Annotated in this window: 14 protein-coding genes; 8 read left to right on the top strand and 6 right to left on the bottom strand. The window is 45.7% G+C overall.

Annotated elements, in window-relative coordinates; all coding sequences use genetic code 11:
- Positions 1-102: 102 nt before the first annotated feature.
- The gene (gene argC / locus F7C14_RS03830) at positions 103-1,110 is read right to left on the bottom strand and encodes an N-acetyl-gamma-glutamyl-phosphate reductase (protein WP_290900101.1); all 1,008 of its coding nucleotides are present in this window, start codon (positions 1,108-1,110) and stop codon (positions 103-105) included.
- Positions 1,111-1,206: 96 nt separating this feature from the next.
- Between argC and F7C14_RS03825 the strand changes: the two genes are divergently transcribed.
- The 8 genes from F7C14_RS03825 to ribB are packed head-to-tail and all read left to right on the top strand — an operon-like array spanning position 1,207 to position 8,009.
- Positions 1,207-1,803, top strand: coding sequence for a hypothetical protein (locus F7C14_RS03825; RefSeq protein WP_290900099.1), 597 nt, complete (start codon positions 1,207-1,209; stop codon positions 1,801-1,803).
- Positions 1,797-2,288, top strand: coding sequence for a hypothetical protein (locus F7C14_RS03820; RefSeq protein WP_290900097.1), 492 nt, complete (start codon positions 1,797-1,799; stop codon positions 2,286-2,288). The genes F7C14_RS03825 and F7C14_RS03820 overlap by 7 nt, the downstream gene beginning before the upstream one ends.
- A complete protein-coding gene (locus F7C14_RS03815) occupies positions 2,276-2,695 on the top strand; it encodes a hypothetical protein (RefSeq protein WP_290900095.1) in 420 nt (139 codons plus the stop codon). The genes F7C14_RS03820 and F7C14_RS03815 overlap by 13 nt, the downstream gene beginning before the upstream one ends.
- A complete protein-coding gene (locus tag F7C14_RS03810) occupies positions 2,692-5,253 on the top strand; it encodes a VWA domain-containing protein (RefSeq protein WP_290900093.1) in 2,562 nt (853 codons plus the stop codon). Before F7C14_RS03815 ends, F7C14_RS03810 begins: the two co-directional genes overlap by 4 nt.
- Complete coding sequence (locus F7C14_RS03805; protein WP_290900091.1) at positions 5,250-5,903, top strand: hypothetical protein; 654 nt, start codon at positions 5,250-5,252, stop codon at positions 5,901-5,903. Before F7C14_RS03810 ends, F7C14_RS03805 begins: the two co-directional genes overlap by 4 nt.
- Positions 5,900-6,634: a hypothetical protein gene (locus F7C14_RS03800; RefSeq protein ID WP_290900089.1), complete on the top strand. Its 735-nt coding sequence runs from the start codon at positions 5,900-5,902 to the stop codon at positions 6,632-6,634. Before F7C14_RS03805 ends, F7C14_RS03800 begins: the two co-directional genes overlap by 4 nt.
- 41 nt (positions 6,635-6,675) lie before the next feature.
- Positions 6,676-7,323 carry a winged helix-turn-helix domain-containing protein/riboflavin kinase gene (locus tag F7C14_RS03795; protein WP_290900087.1) on the top strand — a complete coding sequence of 216 codons (648 nt, stop codon included), beginning with the start codon at positions 6,676-6,678 and terminating at the stop codon, positions 7,321-7,323.
- Complete coding sequence (gene ribB / locus F7C14_RS03790; RefSeq protein WP_290900085.1) at positions 7,320-8,009, top strand: 3,4-dihydroxy-2-butanone-4-phosphate synthase; 690 nt, start codon at positions 7,320-7,322, stop codon at positions 8,007-8,009. Before F7C14_RS03795 ends, ribB begins: the two co-directional genes overlap by 4 nt.
- Here the strand turns inward: ribB and rplJ are convergent.
- Genes rplJ through F7C14_RS03765 form a run of 5 tightly spaced genes read right to left on the bottom strand, consistent with a single transcriptional unit; the run spans position 7,989 to position 11,795 of the window.
- A complete protein-coding gene (gene rplJ / locus F7C14_RS03785; RefSeq protein ID WP_290900083.1) occupies positions 7,989-8,513 on the bottom strand; it encodes a 50S ribosomal protein L16 in 525 nt (174 codons plus the stop codon). The genes ribB and rplJ overlap by 21 nt on opposite strands.
- 30 nt (positions 8,514-8,543) lie before the next feature.
- Positions 8,544-9,230, bottom strand: coding sequence for a uroporphyrinogen-III synthase (locus F7C14_RS03780; protein WP_290900081.1), 687 nt, complete (start codon positions 9,228-9,230; stop codon positions 8,544-8,546).
- Positions 9,227-9,415, bottom strand: a complete 189-nt coding sequence (locus tag F7C14_RS03775; protein WP_290900079.1) for a hypothetical protein — start codon at positions 9,413-9,415, stop codon at positions 9,227-9,229. The genes F7C14_RS03780 and F7C14_RS03775 overlap by 4 nt, the downstream gene beginning before the upstream one ends.
- Positions 9,416-9,417: 2 nt before the next feature.
- A complete protein-coding gene (gene mobB / locus F7C14_RS03770) occupies positions 9,418-9,894 on the bottom strand; it encodes a molybdopterin-guanine dinucleotide biosynthesis protein B (RefSeq protein WP_290900077.1) in 477 nt (158 codons plus the stop codon).
- A complete protein-coding gene (locus F7C14_RS03765; RefSeq protein WP_290900075.1) occupies positions 9,891-11,795 on the bottom strand; it encodes a beta-CASP ribonuclease aCPSF1 in 1,905 nt (634 codons plus the stop codon). The genes mobB and F7C14_RS03765 overlap by 4 nt, the downstream gene beginning before the upstream one ends.
- Positions 11,796-11,809 lie beyond the last annotated feature (14 nt).

Here is an 11,809-nt window from a genome sequence, read left to right as displayed (position 1 = left end):
CTATAAGTTCCGGAGCTTCTTCGCACTCAATGACTCTCTTCACGAGATCTTTTCCGAAGAGTAGCTTTCTCCTTGCTATCTCCTTCAAAGCTTCTTTGCAGCTCATGGGAACAGCGGAGGGTAATTTAAACCTTCATCCTCCTCCAGCCCGAACATGACGTTCATGTTCTGAACTGCCTGGCCACTTGCTCCCTTCACGAGGTTGTCTATAGCCGAAATTATCACCTCTCTGTCCTTTCCTTTGTGAATCGATATGTCGCAGAAGTTGCTTCCCCTAACGTAGATTAGCTTGACGCTCTCCTGAAATCTTATGAATTTGCAGCCTTTGTAGAACTTCTCGTATATCCTCTTAATTTCCTCCTCTTCGAGATCTCCTCGCAGGAAAATGTGAGCGTTAGTTAAAATTCCCCTCGATCCCGGGAAAACCTGCGGAGTGAAGGAGATCCTGATGTCTTCCTGCAGAGCTTTCAGCTCCTGAAGCATTTCGTAATAGTGCCTGTGCTCGGTGATTTTGTAAGGGACTATTGACTCGTGAAGGTTTGGATAATGCGTGAAATCCGTTGGCGAAGCTCCAGCTCCGGTTATACCACTCTTGGAATCGAAGATTACTCTTTCTATCAGCTCCTTTTCAGCTAATGGAGCAGCAGCTAAAATCGCTCCTGTCGGGTAGCATCCGGGATTAGCGACAAGATTTGCTTTCTTTATCTCTTCCCTGTGCAGCTCTGTCAGTCCGTAGACCGCTTCTACGTAAGCCTCGTGCTTTTTACCATAGACTTCCTCGTAAACCTCCTTCTTCAACCTGTAATCTGCCGAGAGGTCTATTACTTTGATTCCGACCTCCAAAAACTGGGGGACGTATTTCATCGCCTCTCCGTGGGGAACAGCTGTGAAAACGACATTGCAATCTTCGAAGTTTTTAAGCTCAGGCAAAACGAATTCGACATCGTAAAAACCCTTTAAATGGGGATGCACTTCGTAGATTTTCTTTCCCTCATCTTTCCTTGAGCTTACAGCTACGATTTCAGCTTTCGGATGAGTTGCAAGAATTCTCAGAAGTTCTCCTCCGGTGTAGCCTGTCCCTCCTACGATGCCGATTTTTATTGAGTCCATGCTTTTAGAAGCTTGCGCGTGGTTAAAAATTTAGCTGATTGTAATTTCACGTTTTTGAGTAAAGCTTATACCTTGCGGTGCGATGATATAATTATAATGCGAAGTACCACCGGGAAGCTGGGCTTAGATTTGCTCGTGGGTTTGTCGATATTCCTATTTTCGTTCTTCATGATATCCAACTTTATAGTTGGTTTGTTTGGTGAGGTGAGGAGTGAGATTTCGCTGTCGAGCGAAGCTTACAAAGTTTCGGTCATATTAGCTGAAATTCCGGGAAAATGGAGCAACGGCACGGCTAATGGAACGGACTGGGAGAATTACTGGAGCGAGCGAAACGTAATCTTTCTTCCGGGTTTAGCTTCAAAACCGTGCGAGCTTTCGATCTCGAAAGTTGTCGCATTTAAAAAAGTTGTAGAATCCGATTACGATCGAATTAAAACGTTTCTCGGTCTTAAGACCCCGGATGCCGATTACGATTTTCACGTGAGTCTCGAAACGATAAATTCAACGCCTTTTCAGAGGGAACTTCTGCTTAACACTTCTGGATTTCCAATCCTCGACGTCGGAAAAAGTCCGAGCACTTTTCAAGTTGCGAGATACGAAAGATTGGTCTGGCTCGACAACTGCAGTGTTGTAGGGAACCCTACGGTCGTAGCTGGGAGATGCGTTGCCAAGCTGGTGGTGGTTGTATGGTGAAAGCCCAGATGATGACGCTCGAAGGAATAATGGCTGCTCTCCTCCTCTTTGTGGTAACTTACACGCTCTTCCAGAGCTCTCTCGTTGTCTCACCTCTGTGGAGCGAGCTAAGTGACGCTCAGCTCAAGCAAATAGCTTACGATACGCTGAGAGTCCTCGACGGGGAACCCTCAAGAAACGACACGTTGAAAGGCATGCTGATAAAACTCAATTCGAGCTTCGAACCGAACGACGAATTCGTTAAGGCTGTTCGAACTCTCGTAAAGCCGGCTAATTTTAGAATTGAGATATACTGGGTGAACGGGAGCAAAATAGAGTCGAGAGTACTCGTGAACAACAATCCTACTCCGGAAGCTGTCGCTGCGAGCAGATTTGTAGTCCTGAGAAATGGAGAGCTCTCTCCTGATTCTCCTTTCTACAGGGGCGATGTCCCCTCCTACACTCCTGTGGTTGTCGAAGTGAGGCTGATACTATGGAGAGCGTAAATAGAGCTCAGATCCTGATTCTCTTCGCCTTAGTTGTTTCGGGCATTATAGTTGGACTCTCGGTAGTTTACACCCAAAACCTGCTTGCCGGAATGGAGACATCAAGGACTCTTCTTGTTTTTCCTAAGGAGGAGATAAGGAATCTGAGGGAGATTGTCGAGAGGGATTACCTCAGCGTAGCAGCCCTAATCGGCAACGACCCGTCGGCGATGAGTAATTTCGCAAACAACGTAAGCGACCAGATAAGGATGCTATACGCTCAGAAGGGTTGCTATGCGGACGTTACAGCGTTTAAAATCGAAATCGGGAAGGTTGGACTGGCGTTTAACGCGAAGATAGTCTACGTGGGTGGAGGGTTAGAGTACAACGACACGCTCTACTGCGAAGTCGGAGGTGGTTGTACGTGAACGACAAGGGAGTCTCGATCCTCGTCGAATACCTCCTCCTCCTATCGATCCTCTCTCTGTTTGTTGTAGTGATCACCCTTCAGCTAAACCACCAGCTTGAGGAAATTCAGATTGGAAAAGTCATAGAGAATCAGTTTTCCGATGTCTCTTCGCAGATTTCGGCTCAGATAATTGATACGCTTACTATCTCTCCAAACAACGGATACATGAAAGCTTCGATAAGAATGCCCAGCAGCATAGGAGATAAGGAGTACACCGTGGAGTTTAAAAGCGTGGGTAATTTCAGCTACATCTATCTTCTCTCCGAGGACGAAAAGTACGAAAAGTACCTTGGACTTGGGGCGGCAACTTTGTACTTCCAGCCGCAGGGTATGACTCACAGCCTCTCGGGCAACCACACGATCGAGTTCGAGAAGAGAACGCCCATTTTTCCCAGTGCCGTTTTAATCGTGAGACCGGCTGTAGTCTTTGCCAACGCATCGCAAGACGGAACGGTGGAGATAGACGTGTCGAAATCCTCAGCCTTCGGTTGGTGGAGTTGGAGAGTGGAGCTGTGGAACGGAACGAGTTTCGAAGGGTTCGGCGATTCCGTTTTCAACATAACCGTATCTTGGAACCCGACGGAGTTTCAGAACTACTGCAATTACGATTCGCTGAATCTGACGGCTTACTGCAACATAACACTGACAGTTTACGACTTAACTTACAATCTGAATGATACGGACAGGGTAACATTAACGATCACGAGCAACGAATCAAAACCTCCGGACATCTACGTCAAGAAGTTCGTAATTCCTCCCCAAGTAGCCCCGGGAGAGCCTTTCGAGGTACATGTGTACCTTCAGGGGAGAGGGATAAGGGGGGAGGAGACGAGAACAGCCTTATCTGTTGTTCATGCTGTAGATGTTTCTGGAAGTATGAACTATCCGACGATGTACAAGTCCTTTAGCGGGCAGATTTCTCCGAAAATTTGGACTGTTCAAATTGACGTCGATGAGTCATATTTAGGAAAACCGATTGCAATAGAAGTTTATTCTCCAGATGACTTTTCCCCCTGGTGGAGCGGTTATCCAAAATATTATGCGTTTAAGTTACAGGTTGAACAAGCTGATGGGGATGTTTGGGATTACAACTACAAGTTCGCAGATGGTGTCGGATTTTACGATAGCTATGTCTCTTCGCGAGAGATTGGTACTTGGACTGTGAGCGTTATTGTTGCAGTTCCAAAAACCATTCCGCTCTACCTTGATGTTTACAGATACGAAGGCATCTGGGTTCGAACATATTCGACAGCCACAAGTTACACAAACAACTACACGGTAGTTAATATTACTCTACCAACGGGCTTCACAAGCGGAGATTCTTACCAGTATCTTATTCTCAGGCTCAGTCAAAGTACGGCTTCAGATTTTTACACGTGGACTCGATATGGTACTTTCTTTGAATTTTGCGATGACAGTGCTTACTATAACGGAAGGTGGCTGCTGAGTTATACATCAACGGTTTGCTATTTCGAACCGGCCAGTGGTGGGGTTACGTACTCCTACTATATTGTGCCAAAGTCCTTTGCAACCGCTTTAAACTATGACGGATATGCGGATATACAAAAACTCGACTCAGCGAGAATAGCTTCGATTTCGTTCAACAACGAACTTGAGGCGAGTGATCAAGTGGGTTTGGTCGACTACTCCTATACAGCTTACAAACACCAGTTTAACCCTACCTCGCCCCTTTACCTCACGACGGATAAGAGCGAGGTAAACAGCGACATAAAATCTCTCTCGGCGGAAGGAGCTACCAACATATACTATGCGCTCAATCAAGCTAAGGAGGCTTTACTCGAAAATACAACTGTTGTCTCCGGAACGAAGCCGCTGATAATACTTTTGAGCGATGGAGAGCCTACTTGGGGGAGTTACGCTTGGGACCCAAGCAATCCCTACTACGATCCGAGATGCAACGGAGCAAGCTACTGTGATGAAGCTGCTCAAAGAGCAACTGAGGAAGCAGACGATATAAAGAACACGTACATCGGCGGAGAAAATATATCGATCTGCACGATAGCTTTCGGATACGATGCCAATGAGGCGTTCTTAATGAGCATAGCAAGCTCGAAACCCAACGGAGAAAAGTGCTTCTACCAAGCAACCAATGTTCAGGAGTTAATAGATGCGTACGTGGAAATAGCAAAAGCGTTCAAAATTGCAGCGAGGAATGTGACGATTACTGATGTCGTTCCGCAGGGTTTGGAAATACTTCCAGATAGTGTGGAGGTCTTAATTTCCGGAAACGCGACGGCTTCTCAGCCGGTGATTTTCACGACTTCGAACGGGACAGCGGTGCAGGTTCAAATTCCGGAGGTTTACATTAACGACGAGATCGAGCTCGTGTTTAGAGTTGTTGCAAACGAACCCGGAGATTACGTGCTCAACGTTCAGAGAGTAAGCAATGTTACTTACGAACCCATCCCGTTCACGGGATCGATTGAAACGGTTTATCTGAACGTTACCTACGGAAGAATTTCGGAGTCCACGAAGGCGGTGGTGAAAATCTCGTGAGCTCCGAAGTTGTAGGAACGCTGATGATAATTCTGCTCGTATCGCTGATGGTAGGAATGCTTTTTGTGGCGTCTCAGCCGGTAATATTCGGAAGTAGAGAAGCTGTTAAAGAAAGGGAAGCTTACTTCTCGATGGTGGAGCTGAGGGAAAAGATAGATCAGGTCAGGTTTGGAGCTGAACCGAATTCCACTGCAAGAATACACCTCAGCGGTGTGAGTGTCGCAATGAGGAATGAGCCGGTCATAGCGATTAACGGAACGAGTTATCGAGTTTCCTCTATAGTATTCTACGGAGAAAATTGGGAGCTCGTGATGGAGAACGGAGCAATTTTGGAAATCAGAGACGGAAGAAAAATCTTAGTTTTCCCCCCGCCAATCTACTTAAACGGTGAAACCCTGACGCTACCGTTAATTTCCTTTAACGGGAGTGTATCTACCGGAGGGAAAGGGACTGTAAGCGTGTTTCTCTCTCTTCAGAATGTTTCGCTGCTGAAAACAGGAGCGGCGAGAGTGGACTTAACGAGCAACAACGCCGAGGTTTGGTACGATTTCTTCCGCGAGCTTGGAGTAAATCCGACGATAAGCGGAAACACCGTGAGTTTCACTGTTAGGGACTCCTACATAGTACTTTACGAGGTGAGGGTGGAGTGAGGGATAAAGCCGTCTCGGAAATTCTTGGATACATGCTAATTTTGAGCATAGTAGTTGCAGCGATCTCGATGGTTTACCTCAAGGTCAACAGCATGGTGGAAGACACGAGCGAAAAGTTCAGAGTTGAAGGCGTGAGGCAGAGCTTTAAGAGAATTTTAAACGTCATATCGATTTCGACTTACGGTGGAGCTCCTCTGCAAAGCATACAGATTGAAATGCAAGGGGGAAGCTTCTGGATCTCCAACGAAACGAGAGTTGTTCTAACAGCCGGAAACATAACTGTTGACGAGTACGTGGGATCTTTAAATTACCAGCTTGAAGACTTCAGAGTCACCCTCGAAAATGGAGCAGTGTGGGAAGAATACTACGGCTACAAGAAAGCTATAGAAGAGCCGAGAATATTCATCCATACCTCCTACGTTGACTCGCCTACCGGATCTACTAAAAGGGTAGCGGTCATAATCATATCAAAGCTCACGGGAAATGTCTCAATCGCTGGGGAGGGATCAGTTAAGCTGATATTCAACACGACCTCCGTGGTGGTTTTCTCAGAAGAGGTTTCGGGAAACATTCACCTGAATGTGTCATCTCCTTATGCGGAGCTTTGGTACGAGTTCTTTAACACTCTCCCCGGGGATGCTCGTTTAAATGGCAACTGGGCAAACTTTACGGTTTACGTTGATAGGGTTGTTGTGGCGAAGTACATCGTGAATGTGAAAGCCAAAACGTGATCAAAATATTTATATCTGAGAAGCATCTCATTTTTGAGAAGATGATAGAAACATTGAAGCAGCTCGCGCTAATGAACGCTACGAAGAAAGCCGTGAAAATTTGCTCGAAAGACCTCGCCGAAAAAATTAACCAAAGCATTCAGACGGCAGCGAGAAAACTGAAAGAGCTTGAGGAAATGGGATATATAGAGAGGATTATTCAGAAGGATGGGCAGTACGTGGTAATAACGGAAAAGGGCAGAGAACTTCTCTACAAGGAGTACCTCGACTACAAGAAGATTTTCGAGGATATGGGGAAGGTTGTTATCAGAGGCAGAGTTATCAGCGGTCTCGGGGAGGGGAAGTACTACGTCTCCCTTGAAGGATACAGAAAGCAGTTCATCGAAAAACTCGGCTTCGATCCTTTTCCGGGAACGCTTAACCTGAAACTTTCGAAAGATCAGGTTATTCTCAGAGCGAGGATGGATGAGGAGGAAGGAATCCTGATAGAAGGTTTCAAAACCGAAGATAGAACTTTTGGAAACGTGAAAGCGTTCATATGCTCGATAAATGGTGTTAAAGGGGCGGTGATAATTCCCGAGAGAACCCACTACTCCAAGGATGTTCTGGAGATTATAGCTCCGGTGAACTTGAGGGAGAAGCTTGGACTGAAGGATGGTGACGAAGTTGAGGTGGAGGTGGAAATATGATCGAAGAAGCCGTGAAGAGCTTCAGAAAAGGTAAGCCCGTTTTGATTTACGATTACGACGACAGAGAGGGTGAGACGGACATAGCCATCCCAGCCTTAAATGTGAAGCCGAAAGATGTGGCTATGATGAGAATAGACGGCGGAGGATTAATCTGCGTGGCGATAAGCTACGAAGCTGCTGAGAAGCTTGGATTACCCTTCATGCACGAAGTTCTTGAAGCCGCTTCTTCAAAATTCGCAAGTTTGAAAGGTTTCGCGAAAAAAGTACCCTACGACTCTCGCTCATCTTTTAGCCTTTGGGTAAATCACGTTGACACATATACCGGAATAACAGACTTGGACAGAAGTTTGACGATAAGGAAGATTGGCGAAGCTGTTGAAAGAGTTTTAAGGGGAGAAAAATTCGACTTCGCAAAGGAATTTAGGAGTCCGGGACATGTTGCTTTGTTGAAAGCAGCCGAGAGACTTCTTGAAGAAAGAAGAGGTCAGACGGAGTTGAGCGTAGCTCTTGCGAAATTGGCTGGGATCACTCCGGCTGTAGCTATTTGCGAAATGCTTGACGAAGAAACCGGAAAAGCTTTGCCGAAGGAAAAAGCTATGGAATATGCGGAAGAAAACGGGATTCCTTTTGTTGAAGGAAAAGAACTGGAAAATTACTTAAAAGAGTTAAACCTTGCCCTTAAGTAGCTCCGCACCTTTTTCAACTACTATTCTTGTAGGAGTCGGAAGTTTTTGACTAGCTCTTCTTAATGCTTCCTTTGCCGCTTCAAAAAACTCTGGTTTTGTCCATATGCTCATTATCTTCGTTCCCGGCTCAACTTGTGCTGCTAAACCGACGGGTTTGCCGAAAGCTTTTCTCATTCCTTGGGAAATTCTGTCAGCTCCAGCTCCGACAGCCATCTTGTGCTCTCTCAAAACGTGGTGCGGGTAAATTCTCACTTTCAGATAGTAGTTGCTGCTTCCGGCTTTCTTCGTTATGTACTTGTTCGCGGCAACTCTCGCAGCCTCCAGAGCCATGTCTCTTATTTGCACAGCCTCTTCAGCTACAAGGGTGACCATGACGGGGAATGAAGCTGTTCTATTACCCATATCGAACTGCCTAATTCTTGGTCCAGGAACACCGTCGATGTACTCCTTTCTTGTGTAGGGTCTTTCGAGTCTCCTCCACATTCTCGCTGGTTTTCTCGCCATAGCAGAAAGTTTGCGGAGTTGTATTTAAAGTTATCTTATGAGCTTCAAAGCCTCTGAGAAGGTGTACTTTTCGGGGAAGACTGCGTTTACACCAAACTTTTTCAGCTCCTTCCAGCTGGGTTTTCCCAAAGCCACCGTTTTAATTTCGTTGAGCCTTTTCACGACTTCATCATAAACTCCACAAGCTTTGGCGTTTTCGAAAAAGCTTCTGACTATCAGTCTGCTTGAGAAAATTACGGCATCAACTTCCTTCTCAACTATCCTCCTGACGATACTTTTCTGCTCTTCTCCAACAATCGGCTTTATTTCGTAGAGGACGTATTCCTTTAAATCGCAAATCTCCGAGAGCTTTAGCAGAATCTCATCTCCCTTATCGCTCCTCAGCAAGTTTACCTTTTTTCCTTTAAGCAACTCTTCAAAGTCCTCGTAAAGCGTCTTAGAATCGTATCTGGAGGGGAGTACGGGATTGTACTCCTCAAGTATTTTTGCTGTCTTCTCTCCGATTGCGATAACCTCTCCTCTAATGAGATTCCTTTTTACGGCAATTTTTGCGGCGGTTTTGCTCGTTATAATCGTGTAATCGGCATTTCTAACATCGTTAATTTCCCTCTCCACTATTTCGACCATTGGCACGTGAATTGGGGTAAAGCCGAATTTTTTTACCTCTTCGATTACATCCTTCGCACTGTTTTTCGGACTGAAAAAAGCCACTTTCATTTTATTTTCTCGTAGGCTTCCTTTAAGAGTTTTTCAATTTCCTCCATTTTTTCAACAACCCTGTCAAGAATTTCGGAAATTTCTGGGTTAGATTCTCTCACTTTTTCAGCCCATTCTTTATACTTTTCTGCATGCTCTCTATTGTGTTCCATCCAGTGATCGAGAAGATGCTTGAGCTTCTCCATGCTCAACTTTTGACGAGTTTGATAATAAACTCTGCTATTTTTTCGACTTCATCCCTTCTGAACCAAGTATAACCTTCCACTTTTTCGTCGCAGACAACGGCAAGAATCTTTCCGTGCTTGAAGTACTCTATGTCCTTTGGATCTCTTACGATGACAATCCTATCTTTTCCAGCTTTATTGAAACCTTCCGTTAAAACGAGGTCGTAGTCTCCTTTCAAGTAGCGTTCGTAAATTTCGTCAAGATCGTCTTTGTCGGCTCTTCTGATAAACGCCATCTTCACAGGAGAGGAGATTATCACATCCGCTCCAGCCTGATATAGCTTCCAAGAATCCTTCCCTTCTCTGTCTATCTCGAAATCTCCGTGGGAGTGGTGCTTGACAACAGCTACTTTCAATCCGTGTTCCACGAGAATTGGGATTATTTTGGTTAGCAAAGTTGTTTTTCCGCTGTCTGAAGTTCCGACGAAGCTTATTATCATAGAAGCCTCACCGTTTCAAGGTTCATAGGAGCTCTCGTCTCAACTCTGAAGGTTTTATATATCGCCGAAGCGAGTTCGATGCACTTTCCTTCATCTCCGTGGACTGTGAGAATTTTCTCTGGTTTCGAGCTTAGGGATTTCACGTAGTTTATGAGCTGCCTCCTGTCTGAATGTCCGGAGAAGCCATCCACCGTGACGACTTCCATGTTCACGTAAACGACTTCTCTCTTCCCGTTGCTTGGGAAGGGAACTTCCTTCCAACCCTTTTGTATTCTTCTACCGAGAGTTCCTTCAGCTTGATAACCTACGAGGACGAGGGTGTTCTTCTCATCCGGAGCCAGAGCTTTGAAGTACTCCATTACCGGTCCGCCGTTCAGCATTCCTGAGGTGGCTATTATCACAGCCGGGGATTTATCGTTTATGACTTCATCCCTCTTTGAAGCTGAGTCTACTCTGACGAAGCTCTCCGAAATGAAGGGGTTCACACCTTGGTGGAAAATCAGATCCCTTAGATGAGCGTTTAGGTATTCCGGATAAGCGGTGTGGATGGCGGTAGCTTCGTAGATCATTCCATCCAAGTAAACGGGGACTTCCGGAATCTTCTTTTCCCTTATAGCTTCCTCCAAGACGATCATAACCTCCTGACTTCTTCCCACCGCAAAAGCAGGAATTAGTACTTTTCCTCCCCTCGATACAGTTTTGTTTATCACCTCAATTAGCTTCTCTTCCGCTTCCTTCCTTGAAGGCTGAAAGTCTTCGCTTCCTCCGTAAGTGGCTTCCATAACTAAAGCTTCGAGCCTTGGGAAATTCGTTTCGGCTTTGTCGAAAAGCCTCGTCCTTTCGAATTTGAAGTCGCCCGTGAATGCAACGTTGTAAAGTCCTTCTCCTATGTGGAAGTGGGCTATGGCTGAGCCAAGAATGTGTCCGGCGTTGTAAAAAGTTAGCCTGACATCCGGAGCTATGTCCGTGACGACTCCGTAATCGAGGGTTATCGAGTGCTTCAAAGCCTCTCTGATGTGTTGGGATTCGTAGGGAGTTACTCCTCCCTCTTTAACTGCTACATCAATGAAGTCGAGCTGGAGCAACACCATCAAGTCTCTGGTTGGTTGGGTTAGGTAAATCGGACCCTTGTAGCCGTACTTGTAGAGGATCGGAATCAGACCGCAGTGATCGAGGTGTGCGTGAGTGACAACCACCGCATCTATGCTATCGAGGGGAGCAACTTCGGGAACGTAGAGGTAGGGAGTTTGGTTGAGGTTAGAAACGTTAACTCCGCAGTCGATCATTATCTTACTTTCTGGCGTTTGTAGGAGGTAGCAGCTTCTACCAACTTCTCTTGATCCACCTAAAAACGTTATCCTCACCCATTTATCTTCGTAGATTGTTCCCCTGTGAATCCTCTCTCCGACTTTTTTTAGTATCTCCTTTCTCTCCTCTCTTACGCTCAGCAAGTAGTTCCTTATGTCTTCGATCGTCTTGGACCTTATCGGAGGGGTCCTAACGACTTTTGGACTCCAGCCGGTCTCCATTATTATCTCTCTGAGAGTTTTTCCTCTCTTTCCTATGACTATCCCCGGCTTCTCTGCCTCAATTATAACCTCTCCGTTCTCTTCGTCGAAGAATATGCTCGTTATCTTTGCCTCTTCTGGAACAACTTGTTTTATTATTTCTTCCGCCTCTCCCGGTGGTTTTCTGCTCTTGGGATCTGCCCTCACTATTATTCTTTTTCTCAGATCTTTTGCGAGCCTCTTTATTATGTCTCCGCTTCCCAGTAGCTGTTTAGGGTCCTCTACGTATACGACCAAGTTCGGTCCTTCAAACTCTATGCTCTTTATCTTTATGTTTGTGAGGAAGCTTCTTATCTTCTCCTTAAGCTCGTTTAAAACTTTCCTCGTAGCCATCCTCTATCTCAACT

Origin of the sequence: Ferroglobus sp., assembly GCF_015521575.1 — an archaeon.
Classification (GTDB): domain Archaea; phylum Halobacteriota; class Archaeoglobi; order Archaeoglobales; family Archaeoglobaceae; genus Ferroglobus.
The sequence above is the reverse complement of the archived record's forward strand: the minus strand, read 5'-3'. Positions and strand labels throughout refer to the sequence as shown.